This window comes from Cutibacterium sp. LaCa_286, assembly GCF_057198075.1.
The window spans coordinates 1,817,058-1,841,506 of the sequence record NZ_CP191091.1 but is presented as its reverse complement, the minus strand read 5'-3'; the positions used below and the strand labels follow the sequence as shown (position 1 = coordinate 1,841,506).

The 24,449-nt window shown below is 64.4% G+C and carries 20 protein-coding genes; 11 read left to right on the top strand and 9 right to left on the bottom strand.

Annotated elements, in window-relative coordinates:
• Nucleotides 1–171: 171 nt before the first annotated feature.
• From ACP8JZ_RS08025 to ACP8JZ_RS08015, 3 genes are all read right to left on the bottom strand, one after another.
• Nucleotides 172–1,086, bottom strand: coding sequence for an NUDIX hydrolase (locus ACP8JZ_RS08025; RefSeq protein WP_484482381.1), 915 nt, complete (start codon nt 1,084–1,086; stop codon nt 172–174).
• Nucleotides 1,083–3,194 (bottom strand): RNA degradosome polyphosphate kinase, encoded by a 2,112-nt coding sequence (locus ACP8JZ_RS08020; protein ID WP_023034442.1) that lies wholly within the window; start codon nt 3,192–3,194, stop codon nt 1,083–1,085. Before ACP8JZ_RS08020 ends, ACP8JZ_RS08025 begins: the two co-directional genes overlap by 4 nt.
• 165 nt (nt 3,195–3,359) lie before the next feature.
• Nucleotides 3,360–4,133, bottom strand: a complete 774-nt coding sequence (locus ACP8JZ_RS08015; protein ID WP_306517658.1) for a winged helix-turn-helix transcriptional regulator — start codon at nt 4,131–4,133, stop codon at nt 3,360–3,362.
• Between the two features lie 174 nt (nt 4,134–4,307).
• On the opposite strand from ACP8JZ_RS08015, the gene ACP8JZ_RS08010 reads away from it, so the two are divergent.
• A complete protein-coding gene (locus ACP8JZ_RS08010; protein ID WP_306517657.1) occupies nt 4,308–5,204 on the top strand; it encodes an NADase-type glycan-binding domain-containing protein in 897 nt (298 codons plus the stop codon).
• Nucleotides 5,205–5,247: 43 nt separating this feature from the next.
• Here the strand turns inward: ACP8JZ_RS08010 and dtd are convergent, their stop codons facing one another.
• Nucleotides 5,248–5,685, bottom strand: coding sequence for a D-aminoacyl-tRNA deacylase (gene dtd / locus ACP8JZ_RS08005; protein WP_021105097.1), 438 nt, complete (start codon nt 5,683–5,685; stop codon nt 5,248–5,250).
• 428 nt (nt 5,686–6,113) lie between these two features.
• Between dtd and ACP8JZ_RS08000 the strand changes: the two genes are divergently transcribed.
• From ACP8JZ_RS08000 to ACP8JZ_RS07990, 3 genes are read left to right on the top strand one after another with little or no spacing between them, the layout of a single operon-like run.
• Nucleotides 6,114–6,614 (top strand): nitrobindin family protein, encoded by a 501-nt coding sequence (locus ACP8JZ_RS08000; protein ID WP_021104114.1) that lies wholly within the window; start codon nt 6,114–6,116, stop codon nt 6,612–6,614.
• A gap of 1 nt (nt 6,615) precedes the next feature.
• On the top strand, nt 6,616–7,587 hold the full coding sequence (ygfZ, locus tag ACP8JZ_RS07995; RefSeq protein ID WP_306517656.1) for a CAF17-like 4Fe-4S cluster assembly/insertion protein YgfZ: 972 nt from the start codon (nt 6,616–6,618) through the stop codon (nt 7,585–7,587).
• A gap of 46 nt (nt 7,588–7,633) precedes the next feature.
• Complete coding sequence (locus ACP8JZ_RS07990) at nt 7,634–9,022, top strand: sugar transferase (RefSeq protein WP_306517655.1); 1,389 nt, start codon at nt 7,634–7,636, stop codon at nt 9,020–9,022.
• A gap of 147 nt (nt 9,023–9,169) precedes the next feature.
• Here the strand turns inward: ACP8JZ_RS07990 and ACP8JZ_RS07985 are convergent, their stop codons facing one another.
• Nucleotides 9,170–10,423, bottom strand: coding sequence for a L,D-transpeptidase family protein (locus ACP8JZ_RS07985; RefSeq protein ID WP_484482380.1), 1,254 nt, complete (start codon nt 10,421–10,423; stop codon nt 9,170–9,172).
• Between the two features lie 248 nt (nt 10,424–10,671).
• Complete coding sequence (typA, locus tag ACP8JZ_RS07980; protein ID WP_306517942.1) at nt 10,672–12,534, bottom strand: translational GTPase TypA; 1,863 nt, start codon at nt 12,532–12,534, stop codon at nt 10,672–10,674.
• 192 nt (nt 12,535–12,726) lie between these two features.
• Here typA and ACP8JZ_RS07975 point away from each other — a divergent pair, with 192 nt between their 5' ends.
• The 5 genes from ACP8JZ_RS07975 to purB all read left to right on the top strand — a co-directional run bounded on the left by ACP8JZ_RS07975 (nt 12,727) and on the right by purB (nt 18,872).
• Entirely contained in the window at nt 12,727–13,161 is a 435-nt protein-coding gene (locus tag ACP8JZ_RS07975; protein ID WP_306517944.1) for a DUF3151 family protein, read from the top strand.
• A gap of 214 nt (nt 13,162–13,375) precedes the next feature.
• The gene (locus ACP8JZ_RS07970; RefSeq protein ID WP_484482379.1) at nt 13,376–14,245 is read left to right on the top strand and encodes a GNAT family N-acetyltransferase; all 870 of its coding nucleotides are present in this window, start codon (nt 13,376–13,378) and stop codon (nt 14,243–14,245) included.
• A 413-nt stretch (nt 14,246–14,658) separates the two neighbouring features.
• Nucleotides 14,659–15,945, top strand: a complete 1,287-nt coding sequence (locus ACP8JZ_RS07965) for an adenylosuccinate synthase (RefSeq protein ID WP_484482378.1) — start codon at nt 14,659–14,661, stop codon at nt 15,943–15,945.
• 119 nt (nt 15,946–16,064) lie between these two features.
• Nucleotides 16,065–17,414, top strand: a complete 1,350-nt coding sequence (purD, locus tag ACP8JZ_RS07960) for a phosphoribosylamine--glycine ligase (protein WP_484482826.1) — start codon at nt 16,065–16,067, stop codon at nt 17,412–17,414.
• Between the two features lie 24 nt (nt 17,415–17,438).
• A complete protein-coding gene (purB, locus tag ACP8JZ_RS07955; RefSeq protein WP_484482377.1) occupies nt 17,439–18,872 on the top strand; it encodes an adenylosuccinate lyase in 1,434 nt (477 codons plus the stop codon).
• Nucleotides 18,873–18,945: 73 nt separating this feature from the next.
• Here the strand turns inward: purB and ACP8JZ_RS07950 are convergent, their stop codons facing one another.
• From ACP8JZ_RS07950 to ahpC, 3 genes are all read right to left on the bottom strand, one after another.
• Nucleotides 18,946–19,845: a LysR substrate-binding domain-containing protein gene (locus ACP8JZ_RS07950; RefSeq protein WP_484482376.1), complete on the bottom strand. Its 900-nt coding sequence runs from the start codon at nt 19,843–19,845 to the stop codon at nt 18,946–18,948.
• A gap of 4 nt (nt 19,846–19,849) precedes the next feature.
• Nucleotides 19,850–21,415: an alkyl hydroperoxide reductase subunit F gene (gene ahpF / locus ACP8JZ_RS07945; RefSeq protein WP_484482375.1), complete on the bottom strand. Its 1,566-nt coding sequence runs from the start codon at nt 21,413–21,415 to the stop codon at nt 19,850–19,852.
• A gap of 107 nt (nt 21,416–21,522) precedes the next feature.
• The gene (gene ahpC, locus ACP8JZ_RS07940; RefSeq protein ID WP_021105088.1) at nt 21,523–22,086 is read right to left on the bottom strand and encodes an alkyl hydroperoxide reductase subunit C; all 564 of its coding nucleotides are present in this window, start codon (nt 22,084–22,086) and stop codon (nt 21,523–21,525) included.
• A 380-nt stretch (nt 22,087–22,466) separates the two neighbouring features.
• Between ahpC and ACP8JZ_RS07935 the strand changes: the two genes are divergently transcribed.
• Both ACP8JZ_RS07935 and purQ read left to right on the top strand, forming a co-directional pair.
• Nucleotides 22,467–23,669, top strand: coding sequence for a phosphoribosylaminoimidazolesuccinocarboxamide synthase (locus tag ACP8JZ_RS07935; RefSeq protein WP_484482374.1), 1,203 nt, complete (start codon nt 22,467–22,469; stop codon nt 23,667–23,669).
• A 2-nt stretch (nt 23,670–23,671) separates the two neighbouring features.
• Complete coding sequence (purQ, locus tag ACP8JZ_RS07930; RefSeq protein ID WP_277101415.1) at nt 23,672–24,352, top strand: phosphoribosylformylglycinamidine synthase subunit PurQ; 681 nt, start codon at nt 23,672–23,674, stop codon at nt 24,350–24,352.
• Nucleotides 24,353–24,449: the final 97 nt, after the last annotated feature.

Genomic DNA, 24,449 nt, shown 5'->3' with positions numbered 1-24,449 from the left:
AGAAGAGCGAAGTGTCCGAATTACCTAGCGTAGGTGAACGGAAAATGAACAAAACGGCCCTCTCGTTGCGCTGTCCGGCAGCTGGTGAGATGGCTCGGGCATCTCATTGCCGTACAGATGGATCGGCAGCCAGCAGGAACTGCTCGCGACATGGCACACGTGTTTCAGGGCTCAGATGATCGAGTCGAGTCGTTCCTCGGCAAGTGATTTTCCGTCCCTGTCCAGGTGAACGATGAGGCACTCCGCTGTTGACATGGGATGGTAGACGACCTCCAGGGCATGATTCATGAGTGGTAGTACCGGCCGATGCCCACAGATGGCCACTGGGTGGGCGGGGTCGTTCAGCGCGTCGGCGACGATGCGGCGCATCTGGTCATCGGTGCGGTCCGGGGCCTCGGCGTGGACCTCCTCGGTGAGCTCATCGTCTGCTCGGACGTCGACCCCGATCTGTTTGGCGTAGGGGGTGAGGGTCTGCACGCATCGGGCAGCGCTGGAACTCACCAGTCGGTGCACTGCGTAACAGTTGAGAATCTGGGGGAGGGCCTCGGCCTGCCGTTTCCCGCGCCGGTCGAGAGGGCGTCTGGCATCGTCGCGATGTTTCCTGCTTGTTCCGGCGGCCCACTCCTTGCGGCTCACGGCCTTGCCGTGGCGCACCACGACGATCGTCGTCGTCGGTAGGGGGACCGACAGCGCCTCCTCGAGCACCTGGAGCTCCGAGGGATAGGTGAGCAGATCATCTGCCCTGTCCACCGGGAGCCAGAGGACCTCGTCAACCTCATCGTCGGGGGAGTGTCCCTGTTCCTCGAGCGCCTCGCCGATCCACCACGAGACCACCTTCGGCCCCACCTTGCGAATCGAGTACTCGACCGGTTGGAGCGGCACTCCCAGCCGAATCCGGCAGCCGGTCTCCTCGGCCACCTCACGCACTGCCGTCAACGGCAGTGGCTCATTCCTGTGCTGCTTGCCCTTCGGCAGGGTGATGTCCCGGTACCGGGGACGGTGCACGACAAGCACCTCACGGGTGCCGTCTGTTCGGGTACGCAGCACGACGGCACCAGCTGCCCGAATCGGTTTGCGGTGACTCATTTTCTCCGCATCCTGGTACGACGGATGAGCTCCTCCTGCAGATCGGTGAGGGGATTGCCCTCCGAGTCACGCGACACCTGGGTCCAGGTGTCGCCGGTGAGTTGCCAGGAGACGGTGTTCTCGTCGAAGGCGAGGTTGAACAGGTCGTCGATCTCGGCGACGTGGGTGCGGTTGGACAGCCCCACCAGCGATTCGACTCGCCGGTCCAGGTTGCGGTGCATGAGGTCTGCCGAGCCAATGGCCACGATGGGCGAACCGCCGTTCTCGAACCAGAATATTCGGGAGTGTTCGAGGAATCGGCCGAGGATCGAACGCACCCGAATGTTCTCGCTGAGTCCGGGGATGCCCGGCTTGATGGCGCAGATACCGCGAACCCACAGATCCACCGGCACGCCGGCATGGGAGGCGCGGTACAGGGCATCGATGATCCGCTCGTCGACGATGGAGTTCACCTTGATGCGCACGCGAGCTGGCCTGCCGGCCTCCTTGTTCGCCATCTCATGGTTGATGGCGTCGATGATGCCGTTGCGGATCCCCTCGGGGGCCACCAGAAGTCGACGATAGCGTTTCTCGGCCGTCATGCCCGACAGGTGGTTGAAGAGTCGGGCGACATCGTCGGTGATGATCGGATTGCTGGTGAGCAGGCCGAAGTCCTCGTACTGACGGGCCGTCTTGGGGTTGTAGTTGCCGGTCCCGACGTGGGCGTAGCGACGCAGCCCGTCCCCCTCGTCGCGAATGACCATTGAGAGCTTGCAGTGGGTCTTGAGGCCAACCATGCCGTAGACGACGTGCACCCCGGCTCGCTCCAGCACCCGGGCCCAGGCGATATTGGCCTGCTCGTCGAATCGGGCCTTGATCTCCACGACGGCGAGCACCTGCTTGCCGGCCTCGGCGGCCTCCACCAGGGCGTCGATGATGGGGGAGTCGCCGGAGGTGCGGTACAGCGTCTGCTTGATGGCGAGCACCTGGGGATCGGCAGCCGCCTGCTCGATGAACCGTTGCACACTTGTGGCGAAGGAGTCGTAGGGATGCTGGACGAGAACATCGCGTCGCCGGATCGCCGCGAACATGTCAGCGGGCTGGGACGTCTCCACCTCGGCCAGGTGGGGATGGGTGATCGGTAGGAAGTTGGGGTACTTGAGGTCGTCACGGTCGACGTCGGCCAGGGAGAACAGGCCGGTGAGATCCAGTGGTGCGGGGAGTCGGAACACCTCGTTGTCGTGAATGCCGAGTTCCCGTACCAGTAGGTCGAGCATGTCGTCCTGGATGTCGTCCTGCACCTCCAGACGTACTGGTGGACGCCCGACGTTGCGGCGCAGCAGCTCCTTCTCCAGGGCGAAGAGGAGGTTCTCGGCGTCGTCCTCCTCAACCTCGAGATCCTCATTTCGGGTGACGCGGAAGGTTGTGTGCTGCAGGACGTCCATACCGGTGAACACCTGGTCCAGGTGACGACTGATGACCTCCTCCAGTGGCAGGAAACGGCCCTGTCCGAGGCTCACCAGACGTGGCAGCACCGAGGGCACCTTGATGCGCGCGAACTGCTGCAGGCCGGTGGTCGGGTTGCGCAGCATGACGGCAAGGTTGATCGACAGCCCGCGGATGTAGGGGAACGGGTGCGAGGGGTCGACTGCCAGCGGGGTCAGTACGGGGAAGATGCGTTCGGCGAAGAGGGCGCGCATCCGCGTCTTCTCCTCGTCACCGAGATCGACCCAACGGACGATGTGAATGCCCTCGCTCACCAGCCCGGGACGCACGTCGTCGTTGAAGATACGAGCCTGCTCGGCGACCAGCTCATGGGTGCGCTCCAGTATCGACTCGTGAAGGTCACGTGGCATCTGTCCGGTGACGGTGGGCACGGCGACACCAGCGTCGATACGACGTTTGAGCCCGGCGACGCGCACCATGAAGAACTCGTCGAGATTGGAGGAGAAGATGGCCAGGAACTTCGCACGCTCGATCAGCGGGACGCGCTCGTCATCGGCGGCGAGGTCGAGCACACGCCGGTTGAACGCCAACCAGGACAGTTCACGATCGCTGTAGCGTTGACGTGGCAGATCAGCATCCGCCTGTGCGTCATGCGCGGGCGGGTATGCCTTCTGGTGGGCCATGTGCACCTCTCTCGGCGGAATCAGTTCGTGGAAAACGTGTCGGCACCAATCTACCTGTTCTGTGCCACTCGATGTCGTGTGACCACCGGGCTCCGTGGTCGGCCTCGTCGCCCCAGCTGTGTGAGCCCAGTCGGTGCTCCCGAAGTGGGGCAAGGTCCCTGGGGGTCAGCGATTGACCTGGAACCGGTACCCCACCGACCGGACGGTGTGGATGTGCCCCTCGAACTCCGGACCGATCTTTGCGCGCAGTCTGCGGATGTGGACGTCGACGGTACGTGTTCCACCGTAGTAGTCGTAGCCCCACACCTGTGACAGCAGTACCTCACGACTGAGTACCCGACCGGGATTGGCCACGAGGAACTTCAACAGTTCGAACTCGGTGTACGTGAGGTCGAGGCTCATGCCGCCCACCGTCGCGGTGTACCCGTCCTCGTCGATGACGAATGGTCCCGCAGTGACGAGTGAGTCGTCGGGGCCAGTCAGGATGAACCTGATCCGAGCATCCATCTCGAGGGGGCTGGCAGTCTCGACGAGGAAGTCGTCGACACCCCACTGGGGGCTGAGCATCGGCAGGGCTTCCTGAGGTACCAGCGCGACGATCGGTCTGCGCAGGCCAGCGGCAGCCATTCTGGCGCACATCTGACGGGCATCACCAGGGGCAGTCCGATAATCGACGAGGGCGAGGTCTGCTGCCGTGGCCAGGCTGATGGAGCTGGGGCCGGGAGCGCCGGAGTCGGCTCCTGGCGTCGCGCTGCCAGCGGCTGAGGCGTCAGCGGATGTCGTGGCACCACGACCCGCCATGGACCCACGTACCGACCTGGTTCCGGTGGGTGGTGTCGTTGCTGGGTCCAGTGGCAGTAGTTCGATCTCATGGTCGAGCAGGGTCAGGGCGTCGGGTGATGGAGTGGTCTCATGGGTGAAGAACGCGATCCGCGCCACGGGTTCCTCCTCGCCAGTTGACCAGAACACGACTGCACGGACATTGTGCCAACCCTTCGGGTGACTGTGCAGCTGCCAGCTCGATGAGCCGACCCATTCCACAATTTCCGAACCATGGTCTTCCCTGGTGATGGGGATCAGGCCCCAGCGATGAGGATGGGGATCAGGCCGGGCGTGAGTACCATCGGAGGTGTGATGAAGGACCTGCCCGACGACTGGTTTCGTCCCGGTTCCCATGAGCAGCCGGACGAGGACGAGCAGCACGCCAGTTCTGAGCAGGGGGAGAGGAACAGGTATCGCAGGTTCTCCCGCCGTGCCAAGGACCTGGAGACACACGGCCGGGTTCATCTGGATCGTGACGAGCAGGGTGGACGATCCGTGGTCGTCGGTCACCGGATGGACCAGGCTTCACCGTCCAGTGCCACCCGGGCCTTTCGCCGTGGGTGGATGCTCTGGGTCCTGCTCGCTCTGGCGGTGGGGGTCCTGGTGGGTACTGTCGTGGTCAGGTCGTCCGGCATCGACTCCGGAGCACCGGACTCCGTCGTCTCCGTACCGGCGGACAATGTCACGGACGCCCCTGCCCCCTACACCGGGCAGAGCAGACCAGTGACGTCGATCACGGCGAGCGCCACCTGCACAGCCGATCCACGCGGTGGCATCAAGGGGGGGCTGGTGACTTACCAGCCGGCCAATCTGGTTGACGGATCCTCCCAGACCGCCTGGCGATGTGACGGCTCGGCGAACGGGCAGAAGATCACCCTCAAGGTGCCGGACGGTACATCGGTGGTGGGAGTGGGACTCATCAATGGCTATGCCAAGAAGACGGATGGGGTGGATCTGTATCCCCAGTACCGTCGAGTGCTCAAGGTGCGGTGGGACCTTCCCGACGGCGAATGGTTCATCCAGGATCTCACCGATGACTCCCAGACGTTCCAGACCGTCATGATCGCTCCCACCCGGGTGCATGGTGGCATCGTCATGACGATCATCGACTCCACGCTGCCGGGGGAGGACATGGCGAGCAGGGACGCGGTGCTGCTGTCCCAGGTCGCCGTGTTGGCCGCCAAGTAGCTCGTCGCCAACCCCCTCGGTCGTTTGCCGAGGGCGTGGCCCGTCAGTCCCAGTTGTCGGAGTCGATGATGATGGTGACGGGCCCGTCATTGACCAGGTGGACCTTCATGTCTGCCCCGAACCTTCCGGTTTCCACGTGCGCGCCAAGGTCTCGCAGGCATTGCACCAGATGATCGACGAGCGGTTCGGAGACCGGGCCGGGAGCCGCCGCGCTCCAGGAGGGGCGGCGTCCTTTCCGGGTGGCAGCGTAGAGCGTGAACTGGCTCACGACGAGGATCGGGGCGTCAGTGTCACTGGCGGACCTCTCCTCGTCGAGGATGCGTAGGCTCCAGATCTTTCGTGCGACCTTCTCGACAACGTCCGAGGTGTCGGTGTGGGTGATGCCAGCCAGAACGAGCAGCCCGGGCGAGGTCAGTTCGCCGACGACGTCACCGTCCACAGTGACATCGGCACTGGCGGCTCGCTGGATGACGACGCGCATGGTCTCCTCGTGGTGGATCACCTGGGTGCGGCGATTGCCCGGGTGAAGTGGAATGGGACGTACGGCCCCTCGGACTGCACCTGCTGATCGGAGGTTGCCCTGATCCGAGGTCGGTCCGCTGCTTGCAGGGGTCGGTCCTTGGGTTACGGGGCCGGCGGTTCGGTCCCACCGTCCCGACAACGCGAACGGTGTCGGTGGTTCGTTGGTACGAGCACACATCCTACGCTGGATTTCCAGCGCTGTGGGCGATGAGACGTGGGAGTTCCTTGTTGATCCCGTAGACTTGATGGGTGGCCATCACCGATCTCGTCGTGCTCGTAGCGCTGTGTCTGGGGACTGCTGTGACATTGGGGTCGTGGGTCATCACCGCGTTCTGCCGACGTGGCAGGCGGTGACGTCATGTCAAGAAGTAGAGCAGTAGAGGACTCATGGTCTTTCACATTCCCGACGATCTGAATCGCGATCTCATGCCCCTGGCCTGGATGATTGGCCACTGGGAAGGTGACGGGCATGGTGCCGAGACCGATGGCACCCAGTTCGAATTCGGTTGTCAGATCGATTTCACCGAGAACGGTGGGGATTTCCTACACTACATCTGCCAGACCTACCACAAGAACCCTGACGGCACCCCGGCACGTCCGCTACGCATGGAGACCGGGTACTGGCGTCCGCGGGTGGACTCCAAGAGCCTCACCGTCGTCATGACGGCGCAGGAGGGCTGGTCGGAGCTGTGGTCCGGCTCGATCGACGGGGCCAAGATCGAGATGCGCACCGACACCGTGGTGCGTGCCGATGATGCCTCGGTGGCCTACACCGCCGGACAACGGCTCTACGGGCAGGTGAACTCGGATCTCCTGTGGACCTTTGACCGTTCCGTGGAGGGGGACGCCCTCAAGCCCTACATGTGGGCGCAACTCAAGAGGGCCTGACATGCCGGTACTCCTCACCGACGGACCGGACGCCGGACTCGTCTCGCACGTCGGGAACCCCAATGTCGAGCAGCGTCACATCGAGGACGGCGCCGGGTGGTTGGCCCTGACGAACCGAGAGGTGTTCTCGGTGAGTGGGCCGGATCGACTCACCTGGCTGCACTCACTCACCACCCAGCATCTGGAGAACCTGCAGCCGGCCGAGACGACGACTGCGCTGATTCTCGATCCCCAGGGGCACATCGAGCACGTCATGCACGCAGTCGATGACGGCACCACCCTCTGGGCCTGGACCGAACCGGGCCGTGGTGACGATCTCGTCGCCTGGCTCGACTCGATGCGATTCATGATGCGCGTGCAGGTGCGCCGACACGCAGATCTTGCCGTGGTGTGGACCGGGGCAGACGTGGCAACCGATCAGGGTGACGTGGTTGCCCGGTTGACCTCGCAGATCGCCGGGGGAACGGAATTCATCGTCCCGATGGGTGAGCGTGCCGATCCTCAGACAGTGCAGTTCGGCAACCACGTCGACACCGAACCGGTGGGTGTGCTCGCCTGGGAGGCCACGCGGATCGCTTCCGGCATCCCGCGCATCGGCCTCGACACCGATGCGCGCACCATCCCCAACGAGATCGGGTTGTACGCCACGCACCTCGACAAGGGGTGTTACCGCGGTCAGGAAACCGTGGCGCGAGTGCACAATCTGGGCCGTCCGCCACGGCGTCTCACCATGCTCATGCTTGACGGGTCCGACGCCGAACTGCCTGATCCGGGAGCCTCGGTGATTCTGGAGGGACGAAAAGTGGGGCAGCTCGGTGGCGTTGCCATGCATCACGAACTCGGTCCGGTAGGTTTGGCGCTGCTCAAGCGCAATGTTTCCGTGGACGCGGTACCCACCGTCGATGGTGTTGCAGCCAGTCAGACCATTCTGGTGGATCCCGAGGTGGGGCTGCATGTACGTCCACAACTGTGATTCCGGTTGCTGGAGCCGTCGAATGGGACATGTGAAGGAGTTTTGAGTGTCGTCCAAGGTCGAGTTCAGCCGAACCCAGAAACTGTTGACGGCTCTGGCGGACGTCTGCGTGTTCATCGGTGGAATGTATCTGTCGTTCTACCTGCGTTTCGGGTTCACCATCCCCGCACGAAACCTCAATGACGCCAAGGCCGCCATGGTCACCGGGATCATCGCGTTTCTCCTTGTCAATGCGCTATCTGGTATGTATGTGCTGTACAACAAGACGTTGCTTGACATCGCGGTCATCACTGTCGTCGACCAAGCCCTGGTGACGATCCTCATCATGGCGCTGACCTTCGTCGGACGGTGGTTCGCGTTCCCCCGATCGGTGCTGCTCATCAACTTCGCGGTGAGCACGGTCCTGCTGGGGCTGTGGCGTCTTCTCGAGTTCAAGACCTATCAGAAGTTGCGGGGCGTCAAACGGGTCATGATCGTGGGCCCTGCCGAGGAGCTCAATCGCTCGGTGGTCAACTTCCTCTCCAACCGCAGTTCACGGCACCGTCTCACCCATGTGGTGGACGGCAGCTACCTGGAGCAGATTCGCGACCATCTCGACGAGTTCGACACCGTGCACGTCTCCGACGACCTGCCCGATGAGGATCGGCTTGCCATCTACGACTTGTTGCTGCGGGAGGACAAGGAGATCTTCCTGTCCACGAGTTTCGAGCATCTGCTGCTGGTCAACCCGACCATCATGAGTATCGAGGACGAGGCCATCATCGCCGTGAGCCCGTTCCGCATCCCGGCCGAGCTGGACGTCTTCAAACGGCTGTCCGACATCCTCATCGCCCTTGTCGGGCTCATCCTTGCCTCGCCAGTCATGCTCATCACGGCCATCCTCGTCAAGGCAACGTCGCATGGCCCGGTCTTCTATCGTCAGACCCGCGTCACTCGTGGTGGCAAGGAGTTCAACATCCTCAAGTTCCGCTCCATGTCGGCGAGCGCCGAGAAGGAGTCCGGACCCATGCTGGCCACCTCCCATGACCCGCGTGTCACCCCGGTCGGCAAGTATCTGCGAAGCCTGCGCATCGACGAACTGCCTCAGCTCTTCAATGTCCTGGTGGGAGACATGTCGATGGTGGGTCCGCGTCCGGAGCGGCCATTCTTCGTCGAGCAGTTCGAGCAGCAGAATCCGCACTATCATCTGCGTCACTCGGTGCGCGCCGGGCTCACTGGCTATGCCCAGGTGTACGGGAAGTACGCCTCGGACTTCTCGGCCAAGCTGAACTTCGACCTCATCTACATCAAGCAGTACTCCCTGCTCATGGACGTCAAGATCCTCATCCAGACGGTGAAGATCCTCTTCGACAAGGTCTCCAGCCGGGGAGTTGAGGACGACGAGGCCCCCACCGACCAGGTTCGGCTTCCAGAGGGGGTCAAGCACCTGTCCTGACGCAGAGGGGCCTGAGAGGTCGAGACTCGGACAGGTTCTCGGGGACAGGTACTTGTGGTGCTGAAAAAACATTGGGGGCCTGCCTCTCGGCAGACCCCCAGGTCATTCACGGGTGACAGCTCGTCACACGTGCAGACGCAGACGCGATCAGTAGACGACGACCTTCGTGCCGACGGGAATCTTGTTCCACAACCAGCGGGCCGCGTTCATGTCGCGCACATTGATGCAGCCACCCGAGCCGCGGGCCCAGCCGTAGCGGGCGAAGTCGGCGGAGTAGTGGATGGCCTCACCACCGTCGAAGAACATCGCGTACGGCATCGTGACGTGGTAGATCGTCGAGTAGTGGTTCTGGTGCTTCATGTACACCTTGAAGACGCCATTTCGGGTCTGGGTGCCAGGAGCACCGAAGCGTGCATCGAACTCGGCGATGACCTTGCCGTTCTCCATGTAACGCAGTTTGCGGTCAGCCTTGCTGGCGCAGGCCACCTTGGCGCCTTTCAGACAACGAGAGTCCACGTGCTTGTTGGTGGGTTTGGATCGGGAGATGGCATTGTTGGGGACCCATCCCTGCGTTCCTCGGAACCAGACGGGGGTCCACCCACCACGGGGCATGTCGCGCATCCCGACGTAGGCGCCACGACGAATGGTTCCCACCGTCTTGGACGATGACGATGCAGTGGCCTTCACGGCAACATTTTTGGTGGCATACACGACGGTTTTGGCGGGGATCTCGGAGGTGCTGAGGACGACCTTGGGGATCCAGGCATCCCGGCCGCGGTAATTCACCGGCCACCATCCGCCCTGGGCGGGGCCGCGGGTGCCGACGTACTTCCCGCGGTTGATCGAGGCAACTTTCGTCGAAGACATCGATGTACGGTCGTAGACGTAACTGTTGTTGGTGATCCAGACCAAGTGGTTGCGGTACTTGGCGACAGGCTTTCCAGAGATGTATTTGACGTCGATTCTGGCCTGCGTACCACGGTAGTTGACGATCCACCAGTTGCTTTTGCCGTTGCGTCCGTAGGAACCGATGCGATCGCCAACGTGAGATCGGGCGATCTTCTTGCCGGCGAGGTCGTAGACGTTGGCGTCGGCATTCAGGTAGACGACCCCCTTCTGTGGGGGCGTCGAGGGCTGGGCAGTTGCAGTCGGTTGGGCGGCTCGCTGGGGAGGGGCGGGAGTCCCGGTTGACTCCTCGAGCTGGCGGTCGGAGCTCTCCGGGCTCGCCGTGGAGGAATCGGTGGGCTCGGCAGAGTGTCCGGTCGTGGCTGGCGCGCTGTACAGGGTTGGAGTAGGGGTGCCTGACGTGGCTGCAGGATCTGCATGGGCCTGCAGAGGTGCCACACTCAGGAGGAGCACTGTCGACAGTGCTCCAGCTGCGAGGGTTCGTGACAATGTCATGGTTGACCTCGAGGATAGGGGTGATGAGGGGCAGCTGCCGTGCATGCTGGGCACGGATCTGACTGGCACAGATTAATACCAGTGTCGCCCAGAAACACCATCTGGGACGGCGAGGTGGTGGTGCAGACGTTTCATACTGCCCCACCACTCAACCGGCACGTGAGCGTCTTCCTGTGAACGGCCTGGTCGTCGCGGTTTACGCTGGTGGCGTAAGGAATGAGAACTTTTCTCAGTCGGTACGGTGTGCTTCAGGCCTTCTTGGCACGGGTGCGAGCCTTGGCCCGTTCGTGGGCGTTGAGCTCCACCTTGCGAATGCGCACCATGTCCGGGGTCACTTCGAGGCACTCGTCCTCACGGCAGAATTCCAGCTGCTGCTCCATGGACATCTTCGTTGCTGGGATGAGTCGTTCCAGTTCGTCACCAGTGGAGGAACGCACGTTGGTGAGATGCTTCTCCTTGGTGGGATTGACGTCCATGTCATCGGGACGGGAATTCTCGCCGACGACCATGCCCTCGTAGGTGTCCTCACCCGGGGAGACGAACATCGTGCCGCGCTCCTGCAGGTTGAACAGGGCGTAGCTGGTGACGGTTCCCTGACGGTCGGCCACCATGGAGCCGGTCTGACGGGTGCGCAGCTCCCCCACCCACGGCTGGTAGTCCTCGAAGACCTGGTTCATGATGCCCTGACCGCGAGTCTGGGTGAGGAACTCGGTGCGGAAACCGATGAGGCCACGGGCCGGCACGACGAACTCCATGCGCACCCAGCCCGAACCGTGGTTGACCATATGCATCATCTGGCCCTTGCGCAACCCCATCATCTGGGTGACGGTGCCCATGAATTCCTCGGGGGCGTCCACGGTGACCCGCTCGAAGGGCTCGTGGAGCCTGCCGTTGATCTCGCGGGTGACCACCTGCGGCTTGCCCACCGTGAGTTCGAAACCCTCTCGACGCATGAGCTCCACCAGAACGGTGAGCTGCAGCTCACCGCGTCCCTGCACCTCCCACTGGTCCGGGCGATCGGTGGAGTTGACGAGGATCGAGACATTGCCGATGAGCTCCTGGTCCAGGCGGGCCTTGAGCAGGCGTGCAGTGAGCTTGTCGCCGGAACGCCCCGACAGCGGCGAGGTGTTGATGCCGAACGTCATGGCCATCGACGGCTCGTCAACGTGAATGAGCGGCAGGGGCGTGGGGTTCTCCGGGTCGGAGAGGGTCTCACCGATGGTGATCTCCGGGATACCGGCGATGGCGACGATGTCACCGGGCCCCGCAGACTCTGCCGGCACCCGTTCCAGGGCCTCGGTCTTGAGGAGTTCGGCCAGCCGTACGTTCTGCACCGATCCGTCCCGGCGACACCAGGCGACCATCTCTCCCTTGCGCAACTGCCCGGACACGACGCGGCACAACGCCAGACGCCCCAGGTACGGCGAGGCGTCGAGGTTGGTGACGTGTGCCTGGAGCACCCCGTTCTCCTCGTAGCTGGGAGCCGGGATGTTCTCGACGATGCAGTCGAAGAGGGGCTGCAGGTCGGGGGAGTCGGGCATCTCGCCGTCGGCCGGCTTGGTCATCGAGGCCCGGCCGGCCTTGGCGGAGGCGTAGACGACCGGCACGTCGAGCAGGGAGGCGTCCTCGTCCTCCGACAGATCCATGAACAGGTCGTAGGTCTCCTCGACGACCTCGTCGATCCGGGCATCGGAGCGATCCACCTTGTTGATGACGAGGATGAGGGGGAGTTTCTTCGCGAGGGCCTTGCGCAGGACGAAACGGGTCTGGGGCAGGGGCCCCTCGGACGAGTCGACGAGCAGGATGACGCCGTCGACCATCTCCAGGCCGCGTTCGACCTCACCGCCGAAGTCGGCGTGACCAGGGGTGTCGATGATGTTGAAGGTGATCTCCTCGTCATCGCTCATGCGATGGGTGACCGCCGTGTTCTTGGCCAGGATGGTGATGCCCTTCTCACGCTCGAGGTCCATCGAGTCCATGACGCGCGTGTCGACGTCGGCACCCTCGCGGAATGCGCCGGACTGCCACAACATTGCATCGACGAGGGTCGTCTTTCCGTGGTCGACGTGGGCCACAATGGCGATATTGCGCAGATCATTGCGAACGGGCATGAAAAATCTCCGGTCGGTCGACGGGTAGGCAAAGGCATGCACGAAAAAGGCATCCCCACCCAAGTGTAGTCGTGTTCGTCGTCGGACTCATTCGTCGTGGCGCGGCAGGACGTGCTGACAGTTCATGCTGATCTGGTGGGGCTTCTCGGCCCACGCTCCCGCGCGTAGCCGGATCGGCATAGGCTAGGACCCATGGCCAAAGACCCCAGTGACGTGTCCGCTCCCGATCAGGAGAACGCCGACGAGGACGTCGTGCTCGCCGACTCGGCGGTGATCTCGGCGTTGTCCGCCCAAGGCAGAGAGCACTTCAACGACGTTGCGAAGGACCATCTGAACTCGCCTCTGGTGTGGGCGCTGCTGGCCGAGGGTGCGCTGCTCACGGGCAGTGAGAGTTCCGACATGGCTGCCTACTCCTACGCAAGCACAGGTGTGTTCCTGGGCAAGCAGCTGCTGGAGGAGGCTGGCTGGCAACCCGGCGACACCCTGCTGTGGCAGCATCTGCCCAATCAGGGACTCATCCGTGCCATGCGGGCTCGGGCCCAGGCGGCACGTCGACTCGGTGCCGAGGAGGAGTCGACGCAGTTGTGGGCCGATCTTGAGGAGCTGTGCCCAGATCTACCGCAGTGACCAGTCATCCGCGACAGGCCCGGCAAAGGTGGGCGATCCCTGGCCGGAGGGGTAGTCCTCGGCGGGGATCCAGACGCGGCCCGGCACGGGTGGGTTGTCCACATCGAGAATCCGTGCTCCCCGTGCTGATTGCCACGCTCGGCCAGCACGGCGAGCGCAGATGAGGGACAATGGCGTATCGAACGTCGATGATGACGATGGATGAGGAGGGGCCATGACCGAGCATGTGGAGTTTCGCGACTATCAGCCTCAGGACGTGACGAAGATCTCATTCGGCAGCCCCGGTTCGTTCGCCGAGCGGATGGACATGGTTGGTTCAGTCGGCCGGGTCGCCGTGTGGCGTGGTGAGATCGTCGGGTATGCCGTCACCTGGCTGGCGCTCGTGCATCGGACTCGTCGATTCGTCGAGGTGGAGGTCGCCCCGAACTCACGAGGGCATCAGATCGGTACCCGGTTGCTCGACCAGGTTGCCGAGGCGTCTGACCGTCCCTTGGCCGTCAAGGCCATCGAGGGCTCCGACGTCGAGGAGTTCTACTTGGAACATGGTGCCAGGCCCTACGCCGTCTGCCCGCCCCTGGAGCTGCCGCGGCGCAGTTTCGAGAAGGTCGTCAACCGGTTGGGCTCGGTCGACGACGTCGTGGCCGGCTCCACCCTGGCGCCGGGAACCGTCGAACTGTTGTGGTCGCAGATCTACACCTGGACCCACGAGGAGTGGTCACCGGTAGACGACTCGGACGAGGCGCGTGCGGCAATCGCCTCCGAGGCCCGCGAACTCGACCTGGATCGTACTGCCGTCGCCCTCGTCGACGGGGAACCAGCCGCCGTCGCCTTCGTCTTCGACGATCCGGGGGCGTCGACCGTCTGTGCCGAGTCCGTGCGACGGGACACCCCTGACGCCGACGAGGCCCTCACCCGGGCCGTCGCCTGGGTCGTGCGGGACGCTCATGGTCGCTCGGAACACCGACTGGCCTTCGACGGTCACGAGTCCGACCCGCATTTCGGGCCGTTGGCGCGCCGGCTCTGCCTGGAAGGGGCACGCCTGAGCCTGCTCGAGATCCCCGTCCCGAGCCGCGCTGATTCCTGATGTCACCTGTGTGGTGGCGGGCAGTGACGCACCTCACCTCCTCACCACGGGCAGACGAGGTTGAGTGACGACACCGCGTGGCCATGACGCGTCTCCTTCGTTGGGCAGACGGGGTTGGGGTGGAGGGGTTTCCCGGTGCGGCATTGCCCTGCACCTGAGGTGGCCAGAGATTGGCCTCAGGTCTGCATTGGGTGCAAGGGAGTCCTCCCTGGCTTGGCGTTCTCCCTGGCTTCGGAAGGTCGGTGGTCCTCCAGACCAACGGATCCAGGTCAACGGAGAACCGGGGGAGCCGCAGGGCGTGTGGAGCTCGTTCGGGTGCAGCTGCCGGACGAGACTCGGTGTGAGAAACCCTCATGCCGTAAAGTTGGACCGGTTGCACCGGCAGTCCAGCTGTCCGAGGAGATGGAAAGAGTATGCCCGGAATCATCGTCATGGGAGCCCAGTGGGGCGACGAGGGAAAAGGAAAAGCCACCGATCAGATAGCCGAGCGAGTCGACTACTGCGTCCGGTACTCCGGGGGCAACAACGCCGGACACACCGTTGTCGTGGGTGACGACACCTTCGTCATGCACCTGCTGCCCGCTGGAATCCTCAACCCCAACTCCACCGCGGTACTCGGAAATGGCGTCGTCATCGACCTGGACGTCATGCACGACGAGCTCGACGCCCTGGGCAGGCGCGGCGTCGAGGTGCCCCACCCCCTCATCAGCGCCAACGCCCACATCATCACTCCCTACCACCAGACGATGGACCGGGTCACTGAGCGATTCCTGGGCAAGCGCAGGATCGGTACCACCGGACGCGGAATTGGTCCGGCCTACTCCGACAAGGTCAACCGGATCGGCATCCGTGTGCAGGACCTCTTCGACGAGTCCATCCTGCGTCAGAAGGTCGAGGCCTCCTTGAGCCGCAAGAACCAGACCTTGGTGAAGATCTACAACCGACGTGCCATTGACGCCAATCAGGTGATCGACGGGCTGCTCTCCCACGCCGAGCGGATCCGCCCCCACGTCGTCGACACTTCGCGTCTGCTCAACAAGGCTCTTGACGACGACAAGGTTGTCCTCTTCGAGGGGGCCCAGGCCCATCACCTGGACATCGACTTCGGCACCTACCCCTACGTCACCTCATCCAGTCCGATCGCCGGCGGTGCGTGTACCGGCACCGGCGTCGGACCGACCCGCATCGACCGGGTCATCGGCATCGCCAAGGCCTACACCACCCGCGTGGGTCAGGGGCCGTTCCCCACCGAGTTGCTCGACGAGAGTGGTGAGGCACTGCGACAGGCTGGCGGTGAGTTCGGGGCCACCACCGGCCGGCCACGTCGGTGCGGCTGGTTCGACGCCGTGGTCGTCGAGCAGGCGGTGAACGTCAACTCCGCCACCGACGTCTTCCTCACCAAACTCGACGTGCTCACCGGCATCGAGAAGATCCCGGTGTGTGTGGGTTACGAGATCGACGGTGAGCGCACCGACGTCATGCCCACCACCCAGTCGCAGTTCCATCACGCCAAACCGGTGTATGAGTACCTGCCCGGTTGGACCGAGGACATCACTGGTGCCCGCCGTCTGGACGATCTGCCCACCGCCTGCCGCCGCTACGTCGAGCGTCTGGAGGAGCTCATCGGGTGCCGGATCTCCGGCATTGGCGTGGGGCCGGGACGTGAGCAGTCCGTGGCCGTGAACAGCCTCATCGACTGAGCACGGTCACCAGGGGATTCTGGCGTCAGGAGGGCTGATTCGCCGCAGTGCGCGATCCTCGGCCGTGGACGCAGGAGGAGGAATCGAGCTCGACCCCGTAGTCTTGACCCGTGGCTCAGATGACAGTTCTCGTTCTCGGCTCGGGCGGGCGCGAACATGCGCTTGCCCTGGCATGCTCCCGCGATCCCCAGGTGGGGCAGGTGCACGTGGCTCCCGGCAACCCCGGGACTGCCTCGTTCGCCGTCAATCACGATGTCAGTCCGACCGATCTGCCCGCCGTCGTCGGCCTGGCGCGCTCCATCGAGGCCGACCTCGTCGTCGTCGGCCCGGAAGCCCCGCTGGTCGCTGGCGTGGCAGATGCCCTGCGTGCAGCCGGGATCCCGTGTTTCGGTCCCAGCGCTGCTGCTGCTCGTCTGGAGGGATCCAAGGCCTTCGCCAAGCAGGTCATGGCCGACGCCGGAGTGCCGACTGCTGCGTCCTGCGTCTGCACCGACCTGGACCAGGTGGCCAATGCGCTGGATGATTTCGGGGCTCCACACGTCGTCAAGGATGACGGGCTCGCCGGCGGCAAGGGAGTCGTCGTCACCGAGGATCGGGATCAAGCCCTTGACCATGCGCAGCACTGCCTGGAGGCAGGTCACGAGGTTGTCATCGAGGAGTTCCTCGACGGACCCGAGGTGAGCCTGTTCGCCATCTGCGATGGGGAGCGTGCCCTGCCGATGCAGCCGGCCCAGGACTTCAAACGGGTCGGCAACGACGGCACCGGCCCCAACACCGGTGGCATGGGGGCCTACACCCCGCTGCCCTGGGCGCCGCACGATCTCGTGGACCAGGTGAGCCAGCAGATCATCATGCCCACCTTGGCGCAGATGCAGGCCCAGGGAACCCCCTTCATCGGTCTGCTGTACGTCGGCCTGGCCTTGACGAGTACCGGCCCCAAGGTCGTCGAGTTCAACGTGCGGTTCGGCGACCCGGAGACCGAGCCCCTGCTGAGCCTGCTCGAATCGCCGCTGGCGAGCATCATGCTGGCAGCGGCCCAGGCAGACCTGTCGACGATTGACGGCCTGCGGTTTCGCCCCGAGTATGCGGTGGGCGTCGTCCTGGCTTCGCAGGGATACCCGTCCGCGCCGATCACCGGCCGCCCGATCACGGGTCTGACGAGCCAGGACGCCGATGTCCTGCATGCCGGAACTCGGCTGGACGGTGACCAGCTCGTTGCCTCGGGAGGCCGGGTCCTCGTCGTTCTGGGGCATGGCGAGACCCTGGCGGGGGCACGTCAGGAGGCCTACCAGAACATCTCGGAGATTCAGCTCGACGGCGGGTTCCACCGTGATGACATCGCTGCCGCTGCCGCCGAGCAGGAGGCTGTCGCCGGTCTGGCCAGTGGCAACTCGTCGCACGAGGCCCCCAGGCATGCGATGGCGACACCCGAGGAACCGTCGTACCGGAACACCCCGTCAACCAACTGACCCCTCAGTCGACAAGGAGATTTCATGAGCGCACCCAACGTCCTGGCCAACCGCTATGCCTCCTCACAGATGCGTGCGATCTGGGGCCAGGAGAACAAGATCATCGCTGAACGCCGGTTGTGGATCACGATCATGGAGGCACAGGCGGAGCTCGGTGTCGGATTCGGTGGTGAGGACCCCGCCACGGTGATCGCCGACTACCGGGCGGTCGTCGAGGACGTCGACCTCGACTCCATCGCCGAGCGCGAGGCCGTGCTGCGTCACGACGTCAAGGCCCGTATCGAGGAGTTCAACGCCCTGGCAGGCCATGAGCACGTCCACAAGGGCATGACGAGCCGCGACCTCACCGAGAACATCGAGCAGGCCCAGGTGCTGGACTCACTGCGCCTGGTGCGCGAACGCATGGTGACCTGCCTGGTCGGGATGGCCAACCTCGCCCGCCGCTACTCCCAGCGTCCCATGACAGGGCGCTCCCACAACGTCCCCGCCCAGGTGACGACCCTGGGCAAGCGATTCGCCACCGCCATCGACGAGATGCTCTTTGCCTGGCGGCACGTCAACGAGCTCATTGACCGCTACCCTGCCCGCGGCATCAAGGGGCCGATGGGGACCAGTCAGGACATGCTCGACCTGCTCGACGGCGACACCGACAAGCTCGACGAGCTGGAGCGCCGGGTCGCAGACCAGCTCGGCTTCAACGACGTGCTCATCTCCACCGGGCAGGTCTATCCCCGCTCCCTCGACTTCGAGGTCGTCTCCACCCTGGTGCAGATCGCCTGTGCCCCCTCCGACCTCGCCACGACGATCCGGCTCATGGCAGGCAACGAGCTTGTCACCGAGGGATTCAAACCCGGCCAGGTCGGCTCGTCCGCCATGCCACACAAGATGAACGCCCGGTCGTGTGAGCGTGTCAATGGTTTCCTCATCGTGCTGCGCGGTTACCTCACCATGGCTGAGGGGCTGGCCGGTACCCAGTGGAACGAGGGGGATGTCTCCTGCTCGGTGGTGCGGCGTGTCGCCCTGCCGGACGCCTTCTACGCCGTTGACGGCATGTTCGAGACGTTCCTCACCATCCTGGCCGAGTTCGGGGCGTTCCCGGCCGTCATCGACGCCGAACTACATCGTTACCTGCCGTTCCTCACGACGACGAAGGTCCTCATGGCCTGTGTGCGTGCCGGTGTGGGCCGGGAGGAGGCTCACGAGGTGATCAAGGAACACGCTGTCGCCGTGGCCCTGGACATGCGCGAGACGGGCCAGGTGGACAACGACCTCTACGAGCGGCTCGGGGCCGACGAGCGTATCCCGCTCACCGCTCGGCAGCTGCATGATCTCGTGAGTTCACCCATGGAACTCACCGGGGCCGCCGAGGACCAGGTGGAGGCGCTGCTGGCCAAGGTGGCTGACATTGCCGGCGACTTCCCCGAAGCCGCTGCCTACCACCCTGGCCTGGTGCTGTGACCTCAAGCGCCGCTGGCACTGTCCCTGGGACGTGATGTGCGGGGTAGTGACTCGGCGCACATCGCTCGTCCGCTCACTCCTCCAGGGTCACGACCTCGTCGGTGGGCAGGTGGCGGCAGACGTCAACGAGCTGCTGCACCTGTGGACGCAGGACGACCGTGGGGCGGGCCACCAGTGCGATGTCACGGTGTGGGCGAGGTGTCACGAATTCCCGTAGGCACAGCCGGGCGTCTCTCTGTGGTGGGATGGCCATCCTGGGCAGGATCGTCGGTCCGGAGCCGGCAGCCACCAGCTCGAGCAGGGTGCCGATCGACGAGGCTGCCATGTCGAGGCGATGCCCTGCCCCTGATTCGGCGCAGACGTCCAAGGCCTGGTCGCGCAGGCAGTGTCCTTCGCTCATGAGGAGCAGGTCTCTGCCACGCAGGGCCAGGGGATGTATCGGTGTGGTGCCAGCCAGGGGGTCACTTGCCGGTACGGCCAGGAGGAAATCCTCCCGGAACAGCGGTATCCGGCTGAGCATCGGAGTCACCGGGGTGGCGATGAGGGCCACGTCCACGGCACGCTGCTCGAGCATGGTGAGGAGGTCATTGGTCGGTTGTTCGACGATGACGATCTGCAGATCGGGCTGCTGTGCGGCGATCCCACGCAGCAGTGGACCGGCCAGGTAGGGAGCAAGGGTGGGGAAGACCCCCACCCGCAACGGGGGAGCGGGCTGACCTGCGCATTCGCGCGCCGCGGCGTGAATGTCGTCGGACAGCGCCAGCATCTGACGAGCCAGTTCGGTCACCCGCACCCCAGCCGCAGTGAGTTCGGCTCGTCGGCCACGAGCAACGAGGCCCACACCCAGATCGTCCTCCAGACGACGAATCTGGGCAGACAAGGTGGGTTGGCTCACCCCGCACGCCTGGGCAGCCTGACCGAAGTGGCCAATGTCTGCCAGGGCGACAAGATACTCCAGCTCGCGCAGATTCATAGGTTCAGGCCTGGCTGCGGATGAGGTGGTCGAAGGCCGCCAAACTGGCCGTCGCTCCCGATCCCATCGAGATGATGATCTGCTTGTATGCCTGGGTGGTGCAGTCCCCGGCGGCGAAGATCCCCGGAACCGAGGTGCGGCACCGCTCGTCGATGACGATCTCGCCACGATCGTTGAGTTCCACGGCTTGCGACAACCACTCGGTGTTGGGCAGCAACCCGATCTGGACGAAGACCCCGGACACGTCGATGGAGTGGTCCTGCCCACTGGCGCGATCGGTGTAGCTGAGCCCGGTGACTGTGGTGCCGTCCCCGTCGATGCTCGTGGTGGCGGCACCGGTGATGGCGTCGACGTTGTCGAGCTTGCCCAGGGCGGTGAGCAGCACCTCGTCGGCCTTGAGTTCGTCGAGGAATTCGATGACGGTGACGTGCTCGACGACGCCGGCCAGGTCGAGGGCAGCCTCGACACCGGAATTTCCCCCGCCAATCACCGCGACCCTCTTTCCCCGGAACAGTGGACCGTCACAGTGCGGGCAGTAGGTGACTCCCCTGGTGCGGTACTCCTCCTCACCGGGAACTCCCAGATGACGCCAGCGGGCACCGGTGGCGAGGATGACGGCTCGCGAGCGCAGGTTTCCGTCGGTGAGGTGGACGGTGACACCATCCTCACCGGGTGTGAGACCCGTGGCGTGCTGGTGTTCGAGGAGGTCGAGTTCGTAGTCGGCCATGTGGGCGTTCAGTGAGGCGGCCAGCTCGCTTCCGGTGGTGTGCGGTACCGAGACGAGGTTGTCGATGGTGTCGGTGTCGAGCACCTGCCCTCCGACGCGCTCGCCCACCACGGCGGTGCGGATCCCCTTGCGTGCCGCATAGACGCCGGCAGCGGCCCCGGCCGGGCCGGCACCCACGACGAGGACGTCGTAGGGGTCACGTTGGGAGAGGTCCTCGTGGGCACCGGATGCCGCCTCGGCGTCCAGCTTCTCGAGGATCTCGGTCATGGTCATCCGACCCGAGCCCCACTCCTCGCCGTCCAGGAAGATCGTCGGCACCGACTGCACACCCTTGGCCGCCACCTCGTCGCGGAAGGTCGATCCCTCCACCGCCGTGTGTCTGATGTTGGGGTTGAGCACGCTCATGGCGTTGAGGGCCTGCACGACGGTGGGGCAGTTGACGCAGCTCAGTGACATGTAGGTGACGAACTCATGATGCCCCTCGACCGTGGTGACGGCCTTCTTGAGGGCCTCGTCCTCCTTGATCTCGTGGCCTCCCACCTGCAGCAGGGCGAGCACGAGTGAGGTGAACTCGTGGCCCATCGGCAGGCCGGCGAACCGTACGCCGATGTCGGTGCCCGGGCGGGTCACGGCGAAGGACGGCTCGTACTGGCTCGCCACCGGGTCTGCCACGCTCACTGCGTCCGACAGGGCGGCGATCTCGGCGAGCAGCTCGTCCATCTGACGAGACTTCTCGACGCGGGTCGAGTCGTCGCCGGTGTAGGGGGACGGGACGAGCGTCACGTCCGTGGTGAGCATCGTCAGGTAGCTGCGCAGTTGGGTGGTGAGGTTGGCGTCGAGCATGGGAACTCCGGTGGCGAGGGGGTCGGGTGAGGCAGGGATGGCAGATCTTGAGATGGCGTGGGCCCATCGACGTTGCGACGGGCCCACGAGATGAGGTGTGAGGAGGATCAGATCTTGCCGATGAGGTCGATGGACGGGGCCAGGGTGTCGTCACCCTCGTCCCAATGGGCCGGGCACACCTGTCCGGGATTGTTGCGGACGTGCTGGGCGGCCTTGACCTTGCGCACCAGTTCGGTGGCATTGCGGCCGATGCCCTCGGCGGTGAGTTCGTAGAACTGGATGATGCCGTCGGGGTCGACGAGGAAGGTGGCGCGATCGGCCTGACCGGCACCGACCCGCTCCACGTCGAAGTTGCGGGTGAGGGTGAGGGCCGGATCGCCGATCATCGTGTACTGCACCGTGGAGACGTCCTTGGAGGTGTCGTGCCAGGCCTTGTGGACGAAGTGGGAGTCGGTGGACACCGAGAACACCTCGACACCCATCTTCTGCAGCTCCTCGTAGTGCTCGGCGAGGTCGGCCAGCTCGGTGGGGCAGACGAAGGTGAAGTCACCGGGGTAGAAGAAGAAGATCGCCCACTTGCCGGCGATGTCGTCCTGGCTCACCTCGACGAGTTCGCCGTCGCGGAAGGCGTTGGCGTGGAAGGGGAGGATCTGGCTGTTGATGAGACTCATCGGTTCTCCTTGTCGTTGGGGACTGGCGACTATGAGAAAATCTATCACGTCGGCAAAACTCATAGATGAAAACTATGGATGAAAACCATGGGACCGTGTCGATGACGCCGCTCTCGTGCCGGTGATCCGTGGTCAGTCGTCCCAGACCACCGTGGCGACACGCGTGATGGGTTCGTGCCGGTGATCCGTACGAGCAGCATGGTTCTGCGCAGCAGCACGGATGGTTCTGTGCAGAGGTGGTGGGCGCTCACGGCGGCGAAGAACGAACCTGTCGAAGTGCCCTGGAACCGTTGATCTCCGGTGATGCTCGCGACCTGGTGGTTCGGCGTCCCCAGTGAGAGATTGAAACGTGACGGGGTGAAACGTGGCATGATTCGACCATGGCCACTTCTGTCGATGCCCTCGATCTGCCTCTCATCGCCGAAGGAAAGGTGCGCCGTCTGTACCGCCTTCCCGAGCCGGGGCGGCTGCTCATGGTCGCCACGGATCGCATCAGCGCCTACGACCACATCCTCAGCCCCGAGATTCCCGACAAGGGCAAGGTGCTCACCGGGATCTCGCTGTGGTGGTTCGATCAGCTCTCCGACATCGTGCCCAACCATCTCGTCTCCACCGACGTGCCACCGGTCGTGCAGGGCCGCGCGATGGTCGTCGAGGAGCTTGACATGTTCCCGGTCGAGTGCGTCGTGCGCGGCTACCTCACCGGTTCGGGATGGAAGGAGTATCAGCACAGTGGCACGGTGTGCGGTATCAGCCTGCCCGAAGGGCTGCAGGATGGCTCCAAGCTCCCCGAACCGATCTTCACCCCGGCCACCAAGGCCGAGTACGGCGAGCACGACGAGAACATCGACTTCGCCCATCTGGTCGCCATCGTCGGGGCCGACGCCGCCGAACAGCTGCGCGACCTGTCCATAGCCATCTACACCCGGGCCGAGGGGCTGGCCCGTGACCGCGGCATCATTCTCGCCGACACCAAGGTGGAGTTCGGACGCCGCGCCGACGGAACCATCGTCCTGGCCGACGAGGTGCTCACCCCAGACTCCTCACGGTTCTGGGAGGGATCGACCTGGGCCCCCGGAGGTGCCAACAAGTCATTCGACAAGCAGTACGTCCGTGACTGGCTCACCGGCCCGTCGGGGTGGAGCTCGTTCTCCGGCCAGGAGCCTCCTCGACTGCCCGATGACGTCGTGGCCGCCACTCGCGCCAAGTACGTCGAGGCCTGGTCCCGGCTGGCCGGGGTGGAGGACCCGCTCGGTGACGCATCCACGCTGACCGACGTCGAGGGTTCCCGCGGCGCAACGACGGGGAGTGCGCCGCGCAGCCCACAAACCGATAGGATCGGTGACATGACACGTGTTGTGGTGGACGTCATGCCCAAGCCCGAGATCCTGGACCCGCAGGGAAAGGCCATCACGGGTGCCCTGGGACGTCAGGGTCACGAGGGGCTGACCGTGCGTCAGGGCAAGCGATTCGAGATCACTGGTGAGGGTGTCGAGAATCGGCTTGACGAGGTGCGTACCGTCGCCGAGGAGATGCTCGCCAACACCGTCATCGAGTCCTACGACATCCACGTGGAGCAGTGATCATGGCACCGAGGATCGGAGTCGTCACCTTTCCCGGCACCCTTGACGACCAGGATGCCGTTCGCGCCGTGCGCATCGCCGGGGCCGAGCCCGTGAGTCTGTGGCACGCCGACGCAGACCTGCACGGTGTGGACGCCGTCATCCTGCCCGGCGGGTTCTCCTACGGCGACTACCTGAGGGCTGGTGCCATCGCCGCCCTGTCCCCGGTGGTCGGCGAGATCAAGAAGGCTGCCGCCGCGGGAATGCCGGTGCTGGGCATCTGCAACGGCTTCCAGGTGCTGTGTGAGGCACACCTGCTGCCCGGCACCCTCATGCGCAATGAGCAGCGCCGGTTCCACTGCACGGTTTCCGAGCTCATCGTTGCCAGTAACGACACGGTGTGGACCTGTGACATGACGGCCGGACGGGGCCTGCACATCGCGGCCAAGCACGGTGAGGGCAACTACGTCGTCGATGCCGAGACCCTTGCCCAGATCGAGGAGAACCATCAGGTGGTCTTCCGGTACCGGGACAATCCCAATGGTTCTGTGCACGACATTGCCGGTGTCACCAATGCCGCAGGCAACGTCGTGGGTCTCATGCCGCACCCGGAGCACTCGGTGGAGATGCTCACCGGCGGCTCGGTGGACGGTCTGGCCTTCTTCGCCTCGGTGCAGAAGTTCTTGGCTGCCCAGTCCGCGTGACGCCGACCATCTGGGTGCACGGTCTCCTGGTGAGGTCGTCGCGGACGGACATCGCTCGACCGAAGTCGCTGGTGGCCTGACCAACGTCCTTGCGTGT

Coding starts and splice junctions, on each gene's coding strand:
- ACP8JZ_RS08025 (WP_484482381.1), bottom strand. CDS start 1,086: ATGAGTCACCGCAAACCGATTCGGGCAGCTGGTGCCGTCGTGCTGCGT.
- ACP8JZ_RS08020 (WP_023034442.1), bottom strand. CDS start 3,194: ATGGCCCACCAGAAGGCATACCCGCCCGCGCATGACGCACAGGCGGAT.
- dtd (WP_021105097.1), bottom strand. CDS start 5,685: ATGCGCGTCGTCATCCAGCGAGCCGCCAGTGCCGATGTCACTGTGGAC.
- ACP8JZ_RS08000 (WP_021104114.1), top strand. CDS start 6,114: ATGGTCTTTCACATTCCCGACGATCTGAATCGCGATCTCATGCCCCTG.
- ygfZ (WP_306517656.1), top strand. CDS start 6,616: ATGCCGGTACTCCTCACCGACGGACCGGACGCCGGACTCGTCTCGCAC.
- ACP8JZ_RS07985 (WP_484482380.1), bottom strand. CDS start 10,423: ATGACATTGTCACGAACCCTCGCAGCTGGAGCACTGTCGACAGTGCTC.
- typA (WP_306517942.1), bottom strand. CDS start 12,534: ATGCCCGTTCGCAATGATCTGCGCAATATCGCCATTGTGGCCCACGTC.
- ACP8JZ_RS07975 (WP_306517944.1), top strand. CDS start 12,727: ATGGCCAAAGACCCCAGTGACGTGTCCGCTCCCGATCAGGAGAACGCC.
- ACP8JZ_RS07970 (WP_484482379.1), top strand. CDS start 13,376: ATGACCGAGCATGTGGAGTTTCGCGACTATCAGCCTCAGGACGTGACG.
- ACP8JZ_RS07965 (WP_484482378.1), top strand. CDS start 14,659: ATGCCCGGAATCATCGTCATGGGAGCCCAGTGGGGCGACGAGGGAAAA.
- purD (WP_484482826.1), top strand. CDS start 16,065: ATGACAGTTCTCGTTCTCGGCTCGGGCGGGCGCGAACATGCGCTTGCC.
- purB (WP_484482377.1), top strand. CDS start 17,439: ATGAGCGCACCCAACGTCCTGGCCAACCGCTATGCCTCCTCACAGATG.
- ACP8JZ_RS07950 (WP_484482376.1), bottom strand. CDS start 19,845: ATGAATCTGCGCGAGCTGGAGTATCTTGTCGCCCTGGCAGACATTGGC.
- ahpF (WP_484482375.1), bottom strand. CDS start 21,415: ATGCTCGACGCCAACCTCACCACCCAACTGCGCAGCTACCTGACGATG.
- ahpC (WP_021105088.1), bottom strand. CDS start 22,086: ATGAGTCTCATCAACAGCCAGATCCTCCCCTTCCACGCCAACGCCTTC.
- ACP8JZ_RS07935 (WP_484482374.1), top strand. CDS start 22,467: ATGGCCACTTCTGTCGATGCCCTCGATCTGCCTCTCATCGCCGAAGGA.
- purQ (WP_277101415.1), top strand. CDS start 23,672: ATGGCACCGAGGATCGGAGTCGTCACCTTTCCCGGCACCCTTGACGAC.